Origin of the sequence: Flammeovirga sp. SJP92 (assembly GCF_001583495.1) — a bacterium.
Taxonomy (GTDB): Bacteria; Bacteroidota; Bacteroidia; order Cytophagales; family Flammeovirgaceae; genus Flammeovirga.
The window spans coordinates 1-22,797 of sequence record NZ_LQAQ01000039.1 but is presented as its reverse complement, the minus strand read 5'-3'; the positions used below and the strand labels follow the sequence as shown (position 1 = coordinate 22,797).

The 22,797-nt window shown below is 35.8% G+C and carries 17 protein-coding genes, 1 rRNA gene and 1 pseudogene; 11 read left to right on the top strand and 8 right to left on the bottom strand.

Translation table 11 applies throughout. The features are described from left to right. The first annotated feature begins 3 nt into the window (after positions 1-3). Positions 4-115: ribosomal RNA gene (gene rrf, locus AVL50_RS10060) — 5S ribosomal RNA — on the top strand. Between the two features lie 143 nt (positions 116-258). On the opposite strand, the gene AVL50_RS10055 is transcribed toward rrf, so the two are convergent. Together AVL50_RS10055 and AVL50_RS10050 are read right to left on the bottom strand one after the other, a co-directional pair. Beyond that, positions 259-549 (bottom strand): DUF3817 domain-containing protein, encoded by a 291-nt coding sequence (locus AVL50_RS10055; RefSeq protein ID WP_062616372.1) that lies wholly within the window; start codon positions 547-549, stop codon positions 259-261. 335 nt (positions 550-884) lie between these two features. After that, positions 885-2,510 (bottom strand): glycoside hydrolase family 43 protein, encoded by a 1,626-nt coding sequence (locus AVL50_RS10050; protein ID WP_062616371.1) that lies wholly within the window; start codon positions 2,508-2,510, stop codon positions 885-887. Positions 2,511-2,744: 234 nt separating this feature from the next. Here AVL50_RS10050 and AVL50_RS10045 point away from each other — a divergent pair, with 234 nt between their 5' ends. From AVL50_RS10045 to AVL50_RS33825, 4 genes and pseudogenes are all read left to right on the top strand, one after another. Beyond that, positions 2,745-3,824, top strand: coding sequence for an alkene reductase (locus AVL50_RS10045; protein ID WP_216639031.1), 1,080 nt, complete (start codon positions 2,745-2,747; stop codon positions 3,822-3,824). Positions 3,825-4,085: 261 nt separating this feature from the next. Continuing rightward, positions 4,086-6,044, top strand: coding sequence for a family 43 glycosylhydrolase (locus AVL50_RS10040; protein ID WP_062616369.1), 1,959 nt, complete (start codon positions 4,086-4,088; stop codon positions 6,042-6,044). Positions 6,045-6,242: 198 nt separating this feature from the next. Next, the gene (locus AVL50_RS10035; protein ID WP_062616368.1) at positions 6,243-7,754 is read left to right on the top strand and encodes an alpha-L-fucosidase; all 1,512 of its coding nucleotides are present in this window, start codon (positions 6,243-6,245) and stop codon (positions 7,752-7,754) included. Positions 7,755-7,967: 213 nt separating this feature from the next. Further along, positions 7,968-9,249 (top strand): annotated as a pseudogene (locus tag AVL50_RS33825) (IS256 family transposase). On the opposite strand, the gene AVL50_RS10015 reads toward AVL50_RS33825, so the two are convergent. From AVL50_RS10015 to AVL50_RS10005, 3 genes are all read right to left on the bottom strand, one after another. After that, positions 9,246-9,554 carry a hypothetical protein gene (locus AVL50_RS10015; RefSeq protein ID WP_062616364.1) on the bottom strand — a complete coding sequence of 103 codons (309 nt, stop codon included), beginning with the start codon at positions 9,552-9,554 and terminating at the stop codon, positions 9,246-9,248. The pseudogene AVL50_RS33825 and the gene AVL50_RS10015 overlap by 4 nt on opposite strands. 109 nt (positions 9,555-9,663) lie before the next feature. Continuing rightward, positions 9,664-10,146, bottom strand: coding sequence for a hypothetical protein (locus AVL50_RS10010; RefSeq protein WP_062616363.1), 483 nt, complete (start codon positions 10,144-10,146; stop codon positions 9,664-9,666). Positions 10,147-10,265: 119 nt separating this feature from the next. Beyond that, positions 10,266-10,733 carry a hypothetical protein gene (locus AVL50_RS10005; RefSeq protein WP_062616362.1) on the bottom strand — a complete coding sequence of 156 codons (468 nt, stop codon included), beginning with the start codon at positions 10,731-10,733 and terminating at the stop codon, positions 10,266-10,268. Positions 10,734-10,969: 236 nt separating this feature from the next. Between AVL50_RS10005 and AVL50_RS10000 the strand changes: the two genes are divergently transcribed. Next, complete coding sequence (locus tag AVL50_RS10000; protein WP_062616361.1) at positions 10,970-12,142, top strand: YafY family protein; 1,173 nt, start codon at positions 10,970-10,972, stop codon at positions 12,140-12,142. A gap of 64 nt (positions 12,143-12,206) precedes the next feature. Here AVL50_RS10000 and AVL50_RS09995 read toward each other — a convergent pair whose 3' ends face one another. From AVL50_RS09995 to AVL50_RS09985, 3 genes are all read right to left on the bottom strand, one after another. Further along, a complete protein-coding gene (locus AVL50_RS09995) occupies positions 12,207-12,869 on the bottom strand; it encodes an IS630 family transposase (RefSeq protein ID WP_253764269.1) in 663 nt (220 codons plus the stop codon). Next, positions 12,866-13,321: a helix-turn-helix domain-containing protein gene (locus tag AVL50_RS09990; RefSeq protein WP_062616360.1), complete on the bottom strand. Its 456-nt coding sequence runs from the start codon at positions 13,319-13,321 to the stop codon at positions 12,866-12,868. Before AVL50_RS09990 ends, AVL50_RS09995 begins: the two co-directional genes overlap by 4 nt. A 117-nt stretch (positions 13,322-13,438) precedes the next feature. After that, positions 13,439-13,894, bottom strand: coding sequence for a hypothetical protein (locus tag AVL50_RS09985; RefSeq protein WP_062616359.1), 456 nt, complete (start codon positions 13,892-13,894; stop codon positions 13,439-13,441). A gap of 416 nt (positions 13,895-14,310) precedes the next feature. Here AVL50_RS09985 and AVL50_RS09980 point away from each other — a divergent pair, with 416 nt between their 5' ends. The 5 genes from AVL50_RS09980 (at position 14,311) to AVL50_RS09960 (ending at position 22,502) form a co-directional block, all read left to right on the top strand. Further along, positions 14,311-17,274 (top strand): TonB-dependent receptor, encoded by a 2,964-nt coding sequence (locus AVL50_RS09980; RefSeq protein WP_062616358.1) that lies wholly within the window; start codon positions 14,311-14,313, stop codon positions 17,272-17,274. 17 nt (positions 17,275-17,291) lie between these two features. Then, a complete protein-coding gene (locus AVL50_RS09975; RefSeq protein ID WP_062616357.1) occupies positions 17,292-18,776 on the top strand; it encodes a RagB/SusD family nutrient uptake outer membrane protein in 1,485 nt (494 codons plus the stop codon). Positions 18,777-18,795: 19 nt separating this feature from the next. Beyond that, complete coding sequence (locus AVL50_RS09970; protein WP_062616356.1) at positions 18,796-20,577, top strand: SusE domain-containing protein; 1,782 nt, start codon at positions 18,796-18,798, stop codon at positions 20,575-20,577. A gap of 84 nt (positions 20,578-20,661) precedes the next feature. Beyond that, positions 20,662-22,137: a glycoside hydrolase family 30 beta sandwich domain-containing protein gene (locus AVL50_RS09965; RefSeq protein WP_062616355.1), complete on the top strand. Its 1,476-nt coding sequence runs from the start codon at positions 20,662-20,664 to the stop codon at positions 22,135-22,137. 149 nt (positions 22,138-22,286) lie between these two features. Then, the gene (locus tag AVL50_RS09960) at positions 22,287-22,502 is read left to right on the top strand and encodes a hypothetical protein (RefSeq protein WP_157491251.1); all 216 of its coding nucleotides are present in this window, start codon (positions 22,287-22,289) and stop codon (positions 22,500-22,502) included. Positions 22,503-22,797: the final 295 nt, after the last annotated feature.

Sequence of the window (22,797 nt, the reverse complement as noted above, 5' to 3'; positions counted from 1 at the left end):
ATTGATGGTGCCAATGACGTAGGTGTTCACCTCTTCCCATTCCGAACAGAGCAGTTAAGCCCTACCGTGCTGATGGTACTGGGTTAACCCCCGGGAGAGTAAGTCGGTGCCACATTCATTAAATACAGAAGGTTAGTTAACACAAGATGTTGACTAACCTTTTTTTGTGTATACTTTTCAGAAAATCATCTTCTCTATGTAATATCCATAGTTCAGAGCATTCTTGATAGTATCACTCTGAACTATAGGAGTAAAAGCTTAGTTATCAAAGCCTTTGAATATTTTCTTATCTGCTACAAAGGTTCCAAAAGGAATCAATGATGCTATAAAAGCCCAAATACTATTTTTAATACCCCATTTAATGGTGAAATGAATATATAGGACAATCACTATATAAAGAATAAATAGTATACCATGTCCCATTCCAATAATTTTGTTAGGCTCACTCATACCTGCATAGTATTTCAATGGCATTGATACAAATAAAATTAATAGATAAGAAATTCCTTCTAAAAGACCTACAAAACGAATTGCTTTTATTCCTGACATATTTTTAAAGTGTTTAAGATAAGTTTGTTGAAGTAAAACCGAAATTTACCACTAATTTTAATAGATCCTTACGTTAATCTTAATTGTCAGTGTTATCATTCTTTAAAAGAAATAATAGGTGATTGATAAAAAATAAAAGCGACTAGAAATGGAATAATAATTTCTTCTAGTCGCTTAAGTAACGGTTTAGGTTAGAATGAAAACTAAATTATCATCAATTTTCAATAAATGTTCTAACAAACTTTTGAGACCTACAAATCATCAGTAATCTTCTGATTTCTGTAAACCGCAATTATTTTAAAACTTAGTTTATTGTTTACAAAAAAGTGACTTAGTTAATCAACTACTTTTTTAGCATTATCTTTACCTTCATAAGAAAACCAATCATATACTGCTGTATTTTTAGATGGAATACCATTACTGGTGGTATACATACCAATTCCAGATCCATTGAATTGTGCGTTTCCTTGAGCATCAGCGATAATTATCAAACTTCTAGCTTCTCCAATAGGTGTGAGGTGATCTTCATCTTGACCAAAGAAAAACTGAACTTTCATATCTTTTGCAACGGCTTTGAAAATCACTTCTTTCCCTTTGTAAGGAACTCTAGCAAGTTCATTAATAACTCCCTTAAAACTTTCAATCAAAACTATTGAATTTTTCTCTTTTAAGAGGTTAAAGTGATTTTCATTTGTTCTGTAGATGGATAGTCCAGCCTGCTCATTTGGTTTTGAAGCTTTAAAAGATAGATGAGTAGAAGCTTCAAAATCGTGATCGGTAATTCTTTGAATTAATAATGAAGAATTCGTTAAATCACTCATCACTTGTTCTCTTACTTTTAGCTTTAATTTTCCATCTGATACTTCATAGAATGATGCTTTTGGAGTTCTAACAGTACACCATTTGAAAGCAAGTTTCTCCTCTTCAAAATGATCTACAATAGGTAATTCAGGGACTGGAGACCAAGGTAGGTTAGGGCGTTTTTGTTCAAATAAAACTTGACCTGTTCCTCTATTAAAAACGGGAGTTTGGCCTTCGAAATCAACTTTTGCTAAAAATGTTTCCCTTGCTAAAGTTGTAATGCCATGATTTAACCTTTTACCTAGCATAACAGACCACCACTCACCATTTTGTGTCTCAACTAGATCTCCATGGCCAATAGCATATAAGGGGAAATCTTGACCAAGATGCCTGTGAGAGAGTACTGGATTTACAATGTCAGTTACATAAGGACCATTTACATTGTCACTATGGTGTACTGACATGGCATGATTAAATTCAGTTCCCCCTTCGGAAACTAAAAGAAGGTATTTGCCATTGATTTTGTATAAGTGAGGACCTTCAGTGTAAGAAGCGTTATTAGCGTGTCCATAAGTAAGTTCATGTCTTTCACCAATTAATTGACCTGTTGTAAGGTCTAGTTCTTGATTGTAAACTACTGTTTGATTGGGCCATTGTTTTTCTTTTATACCGTTCATACCTGTGTAGTAGCATTTTCCATCATCATCCCAAAATAAAGAAGGATCAATACCAGGAGCATCTTTTAGCCAGATGGGTTTTGACCATGGACCTGCTGGATTTTTAGCCGTGATGTAGAAATTCATTTTGCATCCTACACAAGTATTGATAATATAAAAAGTGCCTTCATGATGTCTGATAGTAGGAGCAAAAAGCCCTAGTTTATCTTTTAAGCCATCAAAATTATAGCTTTCTGGATCTGAAACTGCATTCCCAATTTGTTCCCAATTGACAAGATCTTTACTGTGATAGATAGGTAAACCAGGAAACCATGTAAAAGAAGAATTGACTAAATAGTAATCCTCACCTACTCTACATATTGAAGGATCGGGGTGGTATCCACTTATAATAGGGTTTTGAAAAGTCTGTGGAGAATCTTGTCCCTGTACGTTGATATTGAGTAATACAATTATTAGTAAGGAAAAAAATGTTTTTAGCCTCATGCCATATAATATTTAAAAGTTGTTTATTCTATCTAAAGATACTCTAATTCAAAATCATAGCAGCTAATTATTATTATTAAAAAGCGGGGAGATTTTTTACTTCCTATGATCTATTATTTTGTGTTTATCTGTGTCAAAATTAATTCTATGTGAAAAATTTTAATTTCATTTTTTTATCTCTAATATTCATTTATATTTGTTGAAACAATATATGTAAAAACGAACATTATAAACATGAAACTATTTTCTTCTTATTCATTAGGCAAAATATCATTAAATAACAGAGTTGTAATGGCACCAATGACCCGTTGTAGAGCAGTGGACAACATTCCAACAGATTTAATGGCAACATATTACGCTCAAAGAGCTTCTGCGGGCTTAATTATTACAGAAGGAGTTGCTCCTTCAAAAAATGGATTAGGTTATGCTCGTATTCCAGGTGTTTATTCCTCTGAACAAGTGGAAGGCTGGAAAAAAGTGACTTCAGCCGTTCATGAAGAAGGTGGGAAAATTTTTATGCAGTTAATGCACACAGGTCGTGTATCTCATCCATTAAATATGACATCAGATGCAAGAGTTTTGGCACCTTCAGCTATTGCGTTGAGTGGAGAGATGTATACAGATGCAGAAGGAAATCAACCGTATCCTGTTCCAGAAGAAATGACCATCGAAGATATCAAAGAAGCTGTACAAGAATTTGTGATGGCTTCTAAAAATGCAGTTGAGAGTGGTATGGATGGCATTGAATTACACGCTGCGAATGGTTACTTAATCAACCAATTCTTGAGTCCTGTGACCAATCAGAGAACTGATGAGTACGGTGGAAGCCCTGAGAACAGAAATCGATTTGCGATTGAAGTTGCCAAAGGAGTAGTAGAGGCCATTGGTGGAGATAAAGTTGGAATACGTGTTTCTCCTTATGGTGTTTTTAATGACCTTGCTCCATTTGAAGGAATTGATGAGCAGTATTTAGCATTCGTTGATGCTTTGAATGAATTGGACCTTGTGTATCTACATATTGTAGATCACAGTGCAATGGGAGCACCAGAAGTACCAAAATCCATCAAAGAAAAATTGAAATCAGCGTTTAAGAATACGTTTATTGCCAGCGGTGGATTAGATAAAGAAAAAGCGGAAGCTATTCTAGAAGCGGAAGAGGGTGATTTAGTGGCATTTGGAAGACCATTTATTTCTAATCCTGATTTAGTTGACCGTTTCAAAGAAAATGCCGACATTGCTAGTCCAGACTTTGATACTTTCTACACCCCTGGTGAAAAAGGGTATACAGATTATAAAGTAGCGGTTGCTCAATAATAGTCTGATTTATTGATTTAACAATCATCAGTAGACACTTATAGATCACTTGCTTTCTAAATTATGAAGCTCTCAGATACTGTTTAAATGGTATTCTGGGAGCTTTTTTTTATTTTGATCGGGGGGAGAATTAAATGAAATGTGGGGGTGAAATGCTCTTTAAAGAATTTACTAAATTTCATGTTAATTCTTTCGGGGCTATCTTAAATAATAATGTGTTATTGGACTTAAGTTATGGATTAATGAATTATTAAAGACAGCATGAAACTAAACTTTTACTATCTGATCATTTTGTTCGGACTTGGTATTAATTATACCACTTCTGCTCAAAATCCTTTGATCACGCATCGATTTTCGGCTGACCCTACAGCAAGAGTGATGAATGATACATTATTTGTGTTTCCATCATCTGATACAACATGTACTCAAATCCAAGGGAATAATGGCTTTTGTATGCCAGATTACCATGTTTATTCTACTACTGATCTTACGAATTGGAAAGATCATGGAGAAATATTGTCACACAACACAGTGCCGTGGGTAGAGAAAGACAGTTATGGTATGTGGGCGCCTGATTGTATTGAAAAAGACGGGAAATACTATTTTTATTTTCCTGCAATGCCAAAAGACAAAAGTGCCTTTAGAAGGATTGGCGTAGCAGTGGCGAATACGCCATCTGGACCTTATACTCCAGAAGAATCGTATATAGAAGGTATTGAGGGGATTGACCCTAATGTATTTATTGATGATGACGGAAGTATTTATCTTTATTACGGTGGAGGTGAAAACCTGTTCTTCGTAGAGTTGCATCAAGATATGAAAACCATTAAGACAAAGCCCCAAAAAGTACAAGGCTTACCTGCTAAATATAAAGAAGGACCATTTATGTTCAAGAGAAACAATAAGTATTATTTCACTTTCCCTCACGCACCTGAAGGATCAGAAGAAATTGCTTACGCCGTAGGTGACAGCCCAAGAGGACCTTTTGAGTATAAAGGAAGAGTTTTAGAAAGATGGAAAGATGGTTGTTGGACCAATCATCATTCATTTGTAGAATATAAAGGAGAGTGGTTACTGTTTTATCATCATATGGATATTTCTGGTAATAAGCATAGAAGATCAATGTGTGCTGATAGAATTTACTTTGATGAGGAAGGAAATATTCCAGAGATAAAAGCAACACAAAGAGGTATTGCAAAATTGTTTGCTAAAGATGCAATTCAAGTTGACCGTTATAGTGTATTAGAAAAAGGAAAAGTAGAGAAAACCAATTCTGCTGATGTCAACTGGGTAGTGAAACGTATTTCTCCTAAAACTCAATTGGAAATTCATGATATCAACTTTGAAAAACAGAAATTTACTCAAGTCGCTTTCTTTGTAAGTTCGACAGAGAAAACATCTTTTGAAGTTCGAGTGAATGGTAAAAGCTGGGTAACAGTGGATGTTCCTGAAATGAAAGAAGGAGAATGGAGATTAGTAAAAGGTAAAACGAAATTTTCTCCAAAAGGAATGCAAAACTTATCTTTTAAATTTAGTGGAAACACTGAAAGTCTTCAATTGGATTGGATGCAGTGCATGAAAAAAAATGATGTTCTTCTTGGTAAAACAGACAATATTGAATTATTCAATCAATCTAAACAGAGAATTATATTTCAACCTAATCAAGGTGTAGTTTATACTTCTAAAGCAATCAATAAGGCTTATCCACATATTTTAAAGGAGGCATTGGTACAAGGAGACTTACATATCAATGGGGCGAAAGTTTCTAAAATACCAACTCTTGAAAACGGAGATGTAATCAGTTTCAGTACAGATAAAGCAAAGCAAATGTTTGATGCTTTTGCTGGAGTTGACGCATCTAATTTCTCTGATCAAGAAGGTGTAATGACTGAAACTTGTAAATTAGGTGGAAAGAATGTAGGATACATTGAAAATGGAGATTATTTGATGTTTAATAATCTTTTGTTTCACCAACAACCTCAAAAGGTAACTATTGGTGTTGCTTCTCCAAATAATGGTGGAGTGGTAGAAATTAGAAAGCAAGATCCAAAAGGAGAACTTCTTGCTTCTTTCCAAATTGAAAAAACGGGAGGCTGGCAAAACTGGACTAACCTTACTTCAGATATCAATTCACAAGTAGCTAAAAATGAGAAAATCTTCATTGTTTTCAAAGGCAATAATGGTTTCCTGATGAACTTCAAAGATGTGAAGTTTGAATAGAAACTAAAGATACAGGTAAATGAAGAAAGAATAAGTGGTTATTATGATGGTTCGTTAGCCAAAAGGCATTGGACTCTATATAACGTAACAATATATTATGTTGATAGTACAGCTTTTGTAGGGGCGAAATGCTTGTGTCTCACGAACCATTTTTTCTTCATTATTCAATCTTATCAACCATAAAAGCAACAACAAATCATGATTAAAAAATACATAACAGGAGCCTTATTAGGCGCCTTACTAGCAGGGTGTGCGACAACTGATAAAGTAAAAGAAACGCAGGAAATAAAATATGAAGCAGACTGGGAATCATTGAGTCAATACCAAGTACCGGAATGGTGGAAAAACTCAAAGTTTGGAATTTATTTCCACTGGGGCCCTTATTCTGTGCCTGCTTATGAAACAGAATGGTATTCTCACCATATGTATAATGAAGGAAGCAAAATCAGAAAACACCATGAGGAAAAATATGGTACGCTCGATAAATTTGGGTACAAAGATTTTATTCCAATGTTTACGGGAGAGCATTTTGATGCAGACGAATGGGCAAAACTTTTTAAAGAAGCTGGTGCTCAATTTGCTGGTCCTGTAGCGGAACATGCCGATGGTTTTGCTATGTGGGATAGTGAATTGACGCACTGGGATGCCATGGAAATGGGACCGAAAAAGGATATTGTGGGTGAGATGGCTAAAGCGGTGAAGAAGTACGATATGAAGTTTATTGCCACTTATCACAGACACTGGATGTACGCTTGGTACCCAACTTGGGATAAATCAACGGATGCCGGAAACCCCGAATATGAAGGTCTATATGGACCATATACTCCCAAAGGTACTTTTACAATGGCAGATGTAAAGAGTGATCCATTGCCAGACAAAAAGTTCAATGATGAATGGCTGGCCCGTTTGGATGAGCTGATGGAAAAGTATCAGCCGGATATTATTTGGTTTGATAATCGAATGGATATCATTGATGAAAAGCACAGAAAGCAGTTCTTAGCCAATTACTACAATAATGCACAGAAATGGGGCAAGGAAGTAGTTTGTACCTATAAGTTTGAAGATATGGAAAAAGGCACTGCAGTTCTTGATCTGGAGCGTTCTAGAATGAAAGACAAACAACCTTTTGTATGGCTTACGGATGACTCTGTAGACTGGAAAGCTTGGTGTGATATTGATGATCCAAAGTACAAATCAACCAACAGACTGATTGACTTTTTGGTGGATGTAGTTTCTAAAAATGGAGCCGTGCTACTGAATATTCCTCCAAAAGCCAACGGTGAAATTCCTGAGGGAGTGGTCACTCGTTTGAAAGAAATGGGGCAATGGTTGAGAATGAATGGAGAAGCAATTTATGATACTCGTCCTTGGGTAGTTTATGGTGAAGGTCCTCAAGAAATCAAGGAAGGCCACTTGAGTGAACATAAAAATAAAGAAGCTGTTGCTGAAGATATTCGATTCACAACGAACGGTAATAACCTTTATGCAATTGCATTGGATTGGCCAAAGGACGGTAAGATTTCGATCAAAAGTTTAGGTACTGAAAAAGCGTATTTGAAAAGTGAAATTAAAAGCCTGAAACTTATTGGATCTAATGAGAAATTGAATTGGTCAAGAAAAGGCGAAGGTTTGGAGATTGTACTTCCTAAAGAAAAGCCTTGTGAACATGCATTTGTTTTCAAAATGGAGCTAGACAAAAAAGTGATGTAGTTTACAGTGTAAAAGTTGAATACTTAAAATGACAAATCACAAGTAATAATAATATATAAATAGGTTTTAAACTAAATCGTTCTTTAAATTAGAGAACGATTTTTTTATGGATAAAAAGAGAGTATAAAATAAACGCTGTCCGTAATTTTTAAATTTTATATATTGAAAATTATGGCAAAGCAATCCTCAAAAGAAAGTGCTGAGTTTAAGCAAATGCGAGACTTAGTACTAAAACAACTTTTATCCGGTCAATCACTTACTGGTGAAGGCGGTGTATTCGCACCTCTATTAAAACAATTTTTAGATAGTGCACTTGATGCAGAAATGTCTTCTCATTTAGAGGAAGAATCAAGAGATAAAAAAGCACCAAAGAACAAACGTAATGGTAAAAGGAGTAAAACAGTCAAAACTATCCCAGGTGAAATAGAGGTCACTACTCCACAGGACCGTAATTCTAGTTTTGAACCTAGTATTATTCCAAAACGAGAGACAGTCCTTGCAGATAATATGGCCCAAAAATTCTTTCCCTTTATTCAAAAGGGATGAGTTTAGCGGATATCTCAGAACATATCAAGGAACTGTATGATGTATCTATCAGCAATCAGACACTTTCTGGAATTATTGACAGGATTACCCCTGAGGTAAAGCTATGGCAAAACAGAGCCCTTGATAGTGTTTACCCTATTGTTTGGATGGATGCGATTCATTTTAAGGTAAAAGGAGAAGATAGACGTACAGAATCTCGTGCTGTTTACAACATTTTGGCACTCAATAAAGAAGGCAAAAAGGAGTTGATTGGGATGTATATCTCCGAAAGCGAAGGTGCAAACTTTTGGTTGCAGGTGCTTACCGACCTCAAAAGTCGAGGAGTTGAAGATATTCTAATTGCCTGCACAGATAACCTAAAAGGCTTCTCAGAGGCTATTCTCAGCGTTTTTCCAGCTACAGAGATTCAGAAGTGTGTTATTCATCAGGTACGAGGTTCAATCAAATATGTAGCCTCTAAGGACCAGAAAGAATTTATGAGAGACTTGAAGCTCGTCTATCAGGCCATGAATAAGGAAATTGCAGAAGATGAATTGCTCAATTTAGAGGAGAAATGGGGGAAGAAGTATCCTATTGTCATAGAATCATGGCAACGGAACTGGTCGGAATTAAGTGCCTATTTCAGTTATGATCCCATGATCCGTAAAATGATATACAGAAATGGGGGAAGAAGTATCCTATTGTCATAGAATCATGGCAACGGAACTGGTCGGAATTAAGTGCCTATTTCAGTTATGATCCCATGATCCGTAAAATGATATACATCACCAATGCGGTAGAAGGTTTTCACCGACAAATTCGCAAGGTTACCAAAAATAAAAGTGTATTCCCTAATGATATGTCGGTACTTAAATTGATCTATTTAGCACTGAATAATATCAGTAAAAAATGGACAATGCCTGTCAACAATTGGGCAATGACGGCACAGCAATTAAGGATCAAATCCTAGGAAACATGCACAAACGGAGAGGGCGTCACATCTATAAGGCGTCCTTTTTCTTTTAAAAATTTAATGGCTTTGTTATACTGCTTTCGGTGAATGTTTGACCAGCGTTGGGAAGCTTTTTCAGAAAGTTGGAAATCGGGAAGAATAGATTTGCAAAAAGCAATCACTTCCGCTTCTACAAACAGATCTTTATTGTTTTCAATATTCCAAATGATGTACTTCGGGTCTTTATTGGCAACTTCCTGTACCTTTTGATTTTTGTATTTCCCAAAGTTAAACGTGCTGTTGAGTTTTATTGATGTTGTCATGATTGATGATAAAATTAAAAGTAAACGAAAGCGACACCTAAGTGTTACTGTAGTGAAGTATTACCGCTCATGGTTTCACATAGAGCACTTAAAATCAAACCAGCAAAGACTACAACAACAATTCCCACTCCTTCATCAGTCCCATTATTGCCTCATCTGTTTGCTCAAAGTAGCTTTTGTCCAATAGGTCACGCACTTTATCCATTAGATCACTAGCTTGAACTTTTACATTTTGCCTGTAAAGAGAGTCTACTATGATATTAATGATAAGGTCTTCGGCTTCTTTTCTTGCAAATTGTCGACTGTAACGAGTGCCTTTTTTAAAGTTTTTCTCATTCAAAAGAGTACGCTGATCTCCATCTACTTTAAAGGCTTTTATCCCTGAAAAATAGGTGATTCCTGTGCCATCAGCTGTAGCTTCCTGAATTATAAGATTGCCAACTTGCCTTTGTCCTACTTGGCACCTGAAACCCGAATTACTCATTATCATTGCTACTACTTGCAGGCCTTTGTCTTGATCATAAGTGCCTTCCGAAATATCATTTGTAAGTGTATTAGCGATGATTGCGATTGTTTTGTTTTGATCTGTCATAATGATAAAATTTAAAGTGAATAATAATTTGATACTACAAACCTAAAGGGGAATTGTGTAGTTAATTTGCACTGTCACTCTCCATCATAAGTCCATGACTTAAGAGCTTATGATGAAGATTACCCTAGTCTCTTTTGCTTTTGCGCAAACTGCTCCAGCATTTCTGTTTGAGGACGGTCGATCGCCATATCAATGACTTTACCTACTTGTTTTTTAACTTGCTCTTTCAGTAGCTGTATACCCTTTCTTTTAGCGGTATCCATGAGTGCATCTAGAAGTATATTTTTGGCTTGATGACGAATATTGTCTTTTGAATAATAAAAGCAGTGGTAGTTTTCTTCAGAAATAAGCGTACCGTCAGGGGCATAAATCTTCAAACCGTTAAGAAAGGTATGTGTATGGCCTTGCCCTATACTCTCTTTTATCACAATATCAGGCGTAAAACGAAGCCCATTGAAATACGTGTTGCCTGCATTGCTAGTGTAAGCATTTCCAACAAAGAGGTTCATACTCTCTTGAAGAGTTACTTTGCTACCAAGACCAAGTGTAGAAAGAGTGTTGCTGATTTTTGTTGTGATTTGTGTCATAATAGTATTAATTTTTGTGTGATCAATAAGAACATGTTTGTAACATTTCTAAAATATATCTTCCAATGATGCTCTACGTTTTCTATTCCAAAGAAAAGGAGTGACTATGCTGTAGAATCGCATCTTTAAATTTTATTTCTTCATGATTTTTTCTATTAGTGATGTGATTTCTTTAACTTGATACTACAAAGTAAAGTATTGACTATGCAGTAGAATTGCATAATAAAAATAATGATATGGCAAAGACTAGAAATAAATCACAGGCAGTGCGATTTGAGGTAATTGATGAAATGCTGAGTACTAAAAAAGCGTATCCTTGGCCACAATTAGCAACGGCTTGTAGAAATAAACTTTTTGATTTAGGATATAAAAGAGAAGAATCTAGGGTAAGTGAAAGAACGATCAAACAAGATATTATGGATATGTGCGTATTGTATGGGGAAAAAGCACACCCTGATTTTACACACGAACTAGAAACAAAAAAACGTAAGGACGGAACGGAAAAAGTAAGTATTATTCTTCCCAAGGATAATCGCTTAATTGTCAGTAAGCGTAAAGATAAACGTCAGAGAGAGCTATATCCCGATATAGAAAATTGTACAGATGTAGATGTTGATTATGATTTTGGCTATTGTTACCATGACTGGGCAGCAGAAAATAACTTTTCAATTTTTGATTCTAACGTTTCAGCTTCCGACTTGCTCTATATTAGAAACTTATTAAAATCTGTAAGTATTTTTAAAAACTCACCATTGTTTACAGATGAAAGTAAACGTTTAGAGGAAATCAATCAAAAAATCACAAGAAATATTTCCAATGAGGATCCTTATATCTATTTCGATCAAGAGGAGTTTTATGGTAAAGAACGTATGGATACCATTGTAGAATATTTGGAGAAGAAAAAAGATCTTGAAATTCGGTTTGAAACCCTTTCAGGGAAGAAAAGCTGGCTAAGGGTAAAACCATTTTTCTTAAAAGAATGGAATAACATGTGGTACTTAATTGGATATTCTGAAACGGATAAGAAAGTAAGACATTTATCTGTTGCACGTATTAAAGAGATTAGAGAAACTCCCAAAATCAAAACGGTAGTCAAAAATAATGGACATGGTAGTTACTATGATTATGTCTGGGGTATTGAGCCTCAAACGACTCAAAAAGTAATGACTATTATATTTGAAATTGACACTTCTAAGGGGATTATTTTGCAAAACAAGTTCAATAATACTTTCCGTACAGAAGATACCTCAAATAAGAAAAGAAAGCGTTTGAGTTTTAAAGCAGTAAATAATCAAGAACTGAAAAACTTTTTACTGAGTTTGGGTGGTGATGTTCAAATTTTAAAACCTGCTTCTCTTGTTAAGAGCATCAAGAAAGAACTTCAAAAAGCACTACAGCAGTATGATTAACCCCATAACCTTATGAATTAAATTCTCCATAGTATAACACAAGTGGTACTTAATACACTGTAAACTAAGTTTTCGTTAATATTTGAGTGTAACTTTTATGCATAATATCTCTAGCATTTTCTTTAGTAAACTGCCATTTGAATTTAACTTTTTTGTCATTACGATCTTTGATTACTGCCATCACTCTTTTTTCTAATTCTTCCTGAGATGGAATTCTATCTGATAAACATTGTTTTGATAATGCTGAAAATTCAATTTCTACCATGTTAAGCCAGCTAGCTGATTTTGGTGTGAAATAAAATTCAAATTTTTGAGTGAGACCGAAAGCTTTTTCCGGTTCCATGTTCTGGTAAAAAGAGCTACTATTATGTGTATTCAAGTTTTCCTGAACTAATCTTATTCGATGAGCATCAGTGTACAGTAGGCTTAACTCAAACATAAAATCTGCATATTCCTGTTTTCTTCTTTGCTTATAGACTTTACCAAATCGCTTTCCGGTTAAAGGCTCTATTGCCATTAATAATACACATGAACCATGTTTTTCATAACTATAATGTTCCTTCTTTACTTTTCCTTTTCGCATGGGAATAGGCTCTACTTTATCTCCAATCAAGAAGCAAGGCCGTTCATCAAAACATATTACAGGGTATTTTGGGTCATAAGGCAGGTTATATAACCATAAAATCTGCTCCATCCTTGCAATGAAGTCTCCTGTCATTTTACTTATACACCATTGTCTTTTGAGGTGAGGCTTAAGTTCGTTTTTTTCAATATATCTTGAACATGTGTATGAGAGATTTCATCTGCATAACCTAATTCGACGACTTTATCGGCCAACATTCTTAAGGTCCATTTAGAATAACCTTCAGGAGGTGTACTGCAAGCTAAAGCTGTAATTTTTGCTTTATTTTCACCAGTTAGGCCTGCAGGACGGCCACTTCGAGGTTTTTCGGCCAGTAAAGAATTTAATCCTTCTAAATTATATTTCTTTTTCCAATCTGAAACAGTGGCTAGTCTTACCTGTAAAATAGAAGCCACTTCCTTATATGTTTTGTGCTCATTGAGCAATAGTAAAGAAGTCAAACGAAGACTTACTCTTGATTTTATATCGCCTTTAGAAAGAAGTTCTTTGATGTGATTTTTTTCTTCTTCACTTAATTGAATATGATCTCTTTTCATCTCTTTAAATTTAAGATCTTCAATTTACGATAATTTAGTTTACAATGTATTCAGTAATGGAAAAAAGAGGAGCGTAAAAAGCTTGTAGAGATTTCGATAGTTAGAAGAAAACTTTGTTTACAAAGTATTCAGCTTCATATCAATCCACTGTTCACCATTTTTGGTTTTCTTGTCTGCTACCACCACTACTTCAAAATTAGCATCAGATTTTGGGATGAGTTTGCTAGCATTGCCAGAAAAATCACCTGGGTAATGTGGATAAACAATGACATTTACAGGTTGTCTACCCACCATGAAAACAATCAAATTGACGTCATCTCGTGTTTGAACATTGAAATGTTCGATTTCACAGAGGTCAACATCCAATTCCTTTTCAATATTTTTTATCTGTGAGTAGGGACCCAAAATAAGTAAGTTTTCCCATTCAAAATTTGTTAGCTTTTCAAATTCAATCGTCTTTTTCCCAGATGTGATTTCTTGTCTCAGTTTTTCTTCAAGCTGTTGGTCATTAGAGAGCCCACACGAAAATAAAAGGGCAGAGAGAAGGATAGATAATAAATGATTTGCTTTCATAAGTTAGTGCTTTAAATATGATAAATACATTAATTTGACATTTGTAAAACTAATCTAAAGATTCATTTCGAGTAAACAAAGTAATACATATTATATTTTAGCATTGATTCATATTTCATCTTGAAGTTCTAACCTTTATTTAATTGATAATCGATGTTTAAACTCTAAAATAGTAGTTGAATTATTCTATAAATCATCTACTATTTTTGGTTGCCTTTACTTTTTTAAGTGTAAGGTTATGAGTGTTTTACTGTAGTTTAAAGTCTACTATTTTACTACTAAGTGTATGAGTTACATTTTATAGGGGTCAAATTTGTAATGTTCGGTAAGCATCAGCTGACTTCGTAATACTATTACTGTTTACCGGCACATGAAATGAAATTTATCTGTTTATTTTGACTTTAAGTTATACTATAATGACAAAAGTTTTTACTGCTTATTTTTTAGAGAAAAGTAGTGTACTAATACTCTTATTTTCTTTAATACTCTTTGGGTTCACCGAAGTGTTAGCACAGAATACAATTAGTGGTACTGTCATCGATCAAAATGGTGAAGGGATACCAGGCGTTACAATTTTAATTAAAAATACAACTACAGGCACGACCACTGATTTCAATGGTGACTACAGAATTACTGCAAGTAGTACAAAAGATATTTTGGTATTTAGTTATATCGGAATGATCTCAGAAGAGGTGACTATTGGAAGCCAAAATCAAATCAACATCACTCTGAAAGAAGATATGATTCGTTTGGATGAGTTAGTAGTGATTGGTTACGGTACTCAAAACAAAAAAGACGTGACGGGTTCAGTCAGTGTGGTAGGAAGTGAGGAAATGGAATCACGTCCTAACACGCAAGTTGGTTCACTAATCCAAGGAAAAGTGGCGGGTGTTCAAGTGCAAGCTTCTTCTGGAAAACCTTCACAAGGCATTTCAATGCGTATTCGTGGTACCAACTCTATTAATGCAGGTTCTGAACCATTGTATGTGGTGGATGGAGTACCCACTTCAGATACAAGATCACTCAGCCCATCAGATATTGAAAGTGTTTCAGTATTGAAAGATGCCTCAGCGGCGGCGATTTATGGTGCACAAGGAGCCAATGGTGTGGTCTTAATTACAACCAAAAAAGGTACTTCTACCAAACCTTCAGTTTCTTTAGATGTTTATGGAGGGGTGAATGAAGTTTGGAGAACACAAGAAGTCCTAAATGGAGAGCAATACCGTGATTTGATGACTGAGATGGGTTATAATACGGATTGGAACGACTTCCAAAATAATACAGATTGGCAAAATGAAGTCTTTCAGACAGGGTATACTCAGAATTACCAATTGGCAATTTCAGGCAAATCAGACAAAACCAATTATTATATATCAGGTGGTTTTACGGGTTCCCAAGGAGCAGTGAGAAGCGCAGAGATGAACAGGGCTAATTTTAAGGTAAATCTTGATCAAGAGGTCAACAATTGGCTGAAATTAGGGTCAAGAGTTTCCTATGTTGATTACAATGATGTTGACGTGAAAGATAATCAAGCAGTCAATCAAGGAGGTGTACTTTTGGGAGCGTTGACAACACCGCCAGTGATTGGAATTTACAATCAGGATGGGACTTTTACTTCAAACCCTTTCCAAGATTGGGAGAACCCGATTTCAAGTACAGATGGGTCCATCAGAGGGTATAATAATAAAAGATTTTTAGGTAATTTTTATGCAGAAGTCTCATTTCTAAAAGACTTTACATTTAAAACTAACTTGGGTATAGATAACAATACAGATAAGTATGACTTCTTTTTAGATCCTTATTTAACATCTTATGGAAGAGCATTAAATGGTCAGTCTATCGTTTCACAGAATAATAACTCTTATTACATTTTTGACAATACATTACAGTATAACAAAGAGGTCAATAAGCACAAAATTCAGGTTTTGGCAGGTTCAGTCATTCAGAAGTACCACTGGCAAGGCAGTAACATAGAGAGAAGAAATTTTGCTTCTGATGCTGTTACAACACCAAATGGAGGATCTGAAATTGCTTCGGCAACGGCCTATGAATCTGAAAAAGCGAATGCCTCTTTTATTGGAAGAGTAAATTATGCTTTTAACAACAAATACTTGCTTACAGCCAATGTCCGTGTGGATGGTTCTAGCGTATTTGGACCAAGAAACCGATGGGGTATTTTTCCTTCTTTCTCAGCAGGTTGGAGAGTTTCAGAAGAAGCATTTTTGAAAAATGTGGAAGCCATTTCTGACCTTAAATTACGTGCAGGATATGGTATTGTAGGTAATGATAATATTGGTACTTATGCTTATATGGGTAAAGTAGGTATTGGATCTAATTATCCTATTGGAGGAGTAACACAGCCAGGATCTTATCCAGCTTCCATTGAAAATCAAAAATTGAAATGGGAGGAATCAGAGCAAACCAACATCGGTATTGATTTAGGGTTGTTGCATGATAGAATTGAGTTGACCGCAGATGCTTACATCAAAAGAACAAGTGATTTATTATTAAATGCCCCACTACCAAGATCTACGGGTTATGATAACGCCATTCAAAATATTGGAGCTTTAGAGAACAGAGGTATTGAGTTCAATTTAAATACTGTGAATTACGATAAGGCGATAAAATGGACTACTAACTTCAATATTTCATTCAATAGAAATAAAGTGACCAATCTTGTAGGGCAAGAGATTTATACTGGTAGTATTGCTGGGCGTGGTGAAGCCATTCAGATAAAAGAAGGACAGCCACTAGGTGCTATTTATGGTTATGAGTTTTTAGGAGTTGATCCACAAACGGGTAATGCTTACTATATGGGAGCGGATGGCAATTCTACTTTTGATCCAACACCAGATGACCGTAAAGTGATTGGTGATGCGAACCCTGATTTTATTTATGGTTTTACTAACACTGTAATGTGGAAAGGTTTCACACTGAGTGTTTTCTTCCAAGGAGCACAAGGAAGTGATATGTTGAACGCCACAAGAATTGATACAGAAGGTATGACAGATGCTAAAAATCAGTCTTCAGCTGTATTGAATAGATGGAAAAGACCTGGTGACCAAACAGACATTCCAAAATCAAGTCCAGGAAATACTGACAATTCAAGAATCTCAACACGATTTGTAGAAGATGCATCATACTTAAGATTGAAAGCATTGACGGTGAGTTATACTCTTCCCGAAACCATTACTAACAAATTGAGTATGGGGTCCGCTCGATTCTATGTAACAGGAGAAAACCTTTGGACATTGACGAATTATAGCGGTTTTGACCCAGAGGTCAATCAAGGAGGTAATTCAAATACTGTATTAGGTATTGATTACGGTACATATCCTCAAACTAGAAGTGTCATCATTGGTGCAAATATCACGTTCTAATATTAGCTGAAGAAAACATGAATTATAAAAAATATATACTTGCTGCAGGCATTGCGTTTGGAACAATGTCATGTGATAAATTTTTAGACTTAAAACCTATTTCTGAGGAAACTTCAGATACAGCTTACGACAAAGCCAAACAAATTGAAGGCGCTTTAGTAGGAGCTTACGAAACGTTTCAGTCTTCAGAGTATTATGTATGGGATCATGTCATTTTTGGAGATGTCCGTTCTGACAATGCCTATGCAGGAGGAGATAATCCTGAAATTTTCGAAGCGGATTTATTAAGAGTAACGCCCACCAATTCAAGAGTTTTTAGAAACTGGTCAGAGATTTATAATGGAATCTTGAAAGCCAATACAGTAATTGAAAAGGTAGATTTGGTGACAGACCCTCAACTATCTGAGGAGCGAAAACTAGAAATAAAAGGGGAGGCTTTATTCTTAAGAGCTTACCATTACTTTACATTAGTGAAATTACATGGTGGTGTGCCATTAATCCTAGAACCTACAAAATCCACAGCACCTGATGATGTGAGAGTACCGAGGAGTTCGAGAGCGGAAGTTTACCAGCAGATAATTGCAGACTTGACGGAAGCCTCGAATCTTCTACCAGATTTTTATACAGATGAAAATGGAAATGATTTGGGTGGTTCTACCAATAAGGCAAGAGCTACAATGGGTGCTGCTAATGCATTATTGGCAAAAGTATACGCACAAAGTGGTGACTGGAATAATACGTTATTAGCAATTGAAAAAATGGAAAGTTCTACTGCCGGTTATTCTTTGTTAACCAACTATGGACATTTATTTGATGGTGAACATTATAACAATGCAGAGTCGATTTTAGAAGTGCAGTATTTAGGTACAGATGAAGGAAATTTTGCTCCTCAATTGTTGCTGCCTCCATCGATTTCTGGTGATACTTGGAGAAAGTTTGTAACCCCTTCTCAAGACTTAGTAGCGGCTTATGATGCTGAGGGTGATGTTACTAGAAAAGGTGCTGCTATTCTTTTTGAAGAAGTGAGCTGGGTAGATGAATATTGGGGCAATGCTACAGGAACAAGCATTCCATTCTCTTATAAGTGGAAAAAAGCTATGGGTTGGGCTTCTACTGACCGACCTTATTTACTTCGTTTGGGGGATATTGTTTTGCTGAAAGCGGAAGCGTTGAATGAGACGGGACAAAGTGGTGCTGCAGTGTCAGAATTGAATAAAATCCGCTCTAGAGCCAATTTAGAGGTAGTGAGTGGTGGATTGTCAAAAGAAGTATTGAGAGAAAAAATTCTTTTGGAGAGGCGTTTAGAATTGGCACAAGAAGGGCACCGATGGGATGATTTGGTAAGACATAATATTGCAGTTTCAACCATGAATGATTTAGTTGAAATTGATTTAAGAACAGGTCAGGCCGTGAATTATAATATGACTGAGGCGAAGGTGTTACTTCCTATTCCACAGCAGGAGTTGGACCGTAATCCAGCATTAGAACAAAATCCATTATAAACGCTAGACTTTCAAAGAAATGAATAAAAATACATTGAACGTAGTACTTTTATTGTTGTTGGCATTGGCTTTCGGATGTACTACTAAATCGAATATGCAACCTGAAGGAAACTGGGAATTATCAGCCCCAAAACCAATAGCACCTCAGGCGGATGAAGGGATTGATTTAGATGAAGTTTTCCCTTCGAAAACCGTTGATTTTGAATGGCGAGAAGCTGTCAATACTGCTGATTTTATCATTTCCTACTCCGTAGTATTGGTAAGAGATACTGCCACATCTTATGAGAATCCTTTACTAGAGGTGCAAGCCAATGAAAACGGTAAGGATGTTACAGTGAATATATCACATGAAACCATTGATAGAGCATTAGCACAAGCCTGTTATTCGGCTGGATCGACAGCGAAGGTAAAATGGGGAGTCAAAGCCCAATCTTTGTCCAGAGTATCATTTGCTACTTCGCCCATTCAATTTAAACGTTTCTCTGCTGATCCCATTCCAGATCAAATGTATTTGTTGGGTACTGCTACAGAGGCAGGGAGTGAGATATCTGAAGCAATTCCAATGAAAGTTTTTAAGGATGCTGAAGGCAATGAAACCTTCTTTGAAACAATCACAGCATTGAAAAAAGAGGAGACTTTTGAGTTTGTAAGTGCAAAAGAAGAACCGGCTTTTCATTATGGGTTACATGAAGGAAAAGTGGTATTGTGTGGAAGTGCTATAACGGCTACAGAAGACGGAGTATTTAGAGTTGCTCTGGATCTTAAAAATCAAACACTTTCTTTAGAAAAAATCAATCATGTTGGTATAGTAGGAACGCCAATTGAAGGTGAATGGGGTGGAGATGTAGCCCTTCCTTACCAAGGAAATGGCTTGTTTCAAGATACAGTTTCCCTATTGAAAGAAGGCGGTTTTGTGTTGAGAATAGACGGAGATTGGGGACGTATGTACAAGCAGACACCTGGTACTACGAATCTGGTTTATGAGCCTTACGCTGATGTAGCAGGGTTGGAAAAAGAAGATCTTCAAAACAGTAATATTGGTGAATATATTGTTTCTTTTGATTTCTTAGGAAATGGGTATACTTATTCTTTTGAAGAAGTAGAAACAGATACGCCTGCACCTGGCCCAATTGAAGCACCTGAAACATTATTCTTGATTCCTTCTGATGGTGCTGCAGTGATTGAGTTGATCAAGGATGAAAGTGTATTTACATCACCTTACTATCTTGCTTTACAATCTTCAGTGACTTATACATTGAATTCTGAAGCTGATGGAAGTGGACATTCCTATTCTTTACTAGGGCAAATTGGTGAAACTGAAAATCCGGATGGAGACAATGTAAAAGGAGCTCCTTATTTTATTGCAGAAGCAGGAGAAATTAATGTGGTAAGAGATCAAGCCTATCGACTGACAATTGATTTTGACGCACCAAAAGTAGAGTGGCAATATTACAATATAAAACTTTTCCATTGGTTAGATGGAACTGGAGAAGGCTGGGAAGCGAGATTAGAAGTTCCTTTGGAATACGAGCATCCATATAAGTTTAAAATGGTAAATCAGGATCTAAAAGGAGGTCATGATTCTAAGTTTAATTCTCCATGGGAAGTAGAATATGGTGTATCGGATGCATCAGGTTCAACAGATGATGCAACGGCAACTTCAGGTACTACTACCAATAAAGCTTTGGTAGATGAAGGAGTAAATGTTTCCAACTTCAAGTTTATCGCCTCAGATGGTACTTATTCTATAGTGCTAGAGATTGCAAATGATTATACCACTGCAACCTATTCTATCGACTAGACAAAAAAGAGCACTTATTCTATCTCAATTTGATCTTTGGGCTGTTAGGTATAAAAGTGCTCTTTTCAAATACTTCAATGAATTATGAAAAAGAGAAAAATGAATACATTATTAGGACTGCTTTTAACGATGGCAACATCATACGGAAATTTATCTTGTTCAGACAATACTGAAAGTACACCCGTGGCTCCTCCAACTGTGGAAGAGGTTTCCAACATTCAAGTTTACGTCACCACAAAAGAAGATGTACGTGGCCAAAAAAATCAAGGACTTCGTTTACTTGATGATGTGGCTTCTTTGGGAGAAGATGAGTCTTTTTCGACCTTAAGAATTGATAAAAACCAAACCTATCAGGAGATCGATGGTTTTGGTTATACTTTGACAGGAGGTAGTGCTATGCATATTAACAATATGTCTTCTGCTGCAAGGATACAGTTATTAAAAGAACTATTTGGTAATGAAGAAAAGGAAATTGGGGTGAATTATTTGAGAGTCAGTGTTGGGGCTTCAGATTTGGATGCTATTCCTTTCTCTTACGCGGAAACAGAAGATGAAACATTAAATAATTTTACAATTGCAAAAGATAAAGAGCACTTGATTCCAGTATTGAAGGAGATTTTGGCCATTAATCCTTCGATTAAGATTTTAGGTTCACCTTGGTCACCCCCGACATGGATGAAAACCAATAACGACTACAAAGGAGGATCATTAATGGAATCGCATTATGGTTTATATGCTGATTATTTTGTGAAATATATTCAAGCGTATGCGGCAGAAGGAATTACTATAGATGCCATTACAGTTCAAAATGAACCGCTTCACCCTGGTAATGTTCCAAGTTTGTTGATGAAAGCAGATGAGATGGCCAATTTTATAGCGGGTCATTTAGGTCCAAAATTCCAGACGGCTGGTATTGCTACAAAAATTATCACTTATGACCATAATTGTGATCGTCCTGATTATCCAATCAGTATCATCAATTCAGATGCAAATCAATACATCAACGGTTCGGCTTTCCACTTATATGCAGGCGATATTTCTGCTTTATCTACCATAAAAACTGCAGACCCTACCAAAGAAGTATATTTCACAGAACAATGGGTAGGCGCAAATGAAGGAGATTATGGTAATACGTTGATGTGGCATTTTGAAAACATGTTTATTGGCGCCACTAGAAATTGGAGTAAAACGGTGTTGGAATGGAATTTAGCGGCGGATTCAAACCTTCAACCTCACACAGATGGCGGTTGTACTGAATGTCTTGGAGCGTTGACGATTGATGGAAATACAGTCGATAGAAACGTTGCATATTATACAGTAGGGCAAGCCTCAAAGTTTATCCCAACGGGATCATACAGAATAAAATCAAATAATATGGGAGACCTGCCTAATGTCTCTTTCCTTACGCCTGAAGGCAAAGTGGTTACGTTGCTGATGAATAATAATGACACTCAAAAGAAATTTAATTTCAAAATGACAGGAGAGGAGAAGTCCTATATTATTAGTATACCTGCAAACAGTGTAGGGACAATGATTTATGATGGTAAATCAAGCTTATGATAGAAAAAAAATAGTTATTTATTACGAGTTTATAATTAGGCCCATTACTGATAATGGGTCTTTTTTGCTTGAAAAGTAGTAATAATTTCAAATTCCATGTCCTATTTTCTTTTAACAACGTATACTATAGTATATATGCAATAATGAAGATGGAAAACAAAATACAAAAGTCATTACATAATGGACCCTTTTCAGATACAGTTTCTTATAAATCTGATAAAGGTGAAATTTCATTAATCTATCCTTGTTATGTCAATCATGGCAAATGTGAGATTTATGATTTAAAAGGGAATTTATTCAAAAAATCAGAAATGTATTCTTCAGTGGAACAGGCAGAGAAAAGAATTGCAGATCTGCTCAGTTAACTGGTCTTGAACAATAAATAACAAACAACTGAATCCTGCATTTTTATGCAGGATTTTTTTGTCTAAGTACAAATTCAAAATTATCTAATACTAATTACATTGTAAACTAAATTACCGCAAACCTTCAGTCAATTATTCTGCAGGCTTTTATGTCCTACTTTCAAGCTTCCTTCTTCTTCATTTTTCCATTGATGAAAAACGAAGCAAAAAATCTAGGCTTCGAAGTCAAAAGCTAAATTTCATTCCACTCGCCTCAATGATTTTAAACTCGCTTTACTCAAACAATCATTTTTAA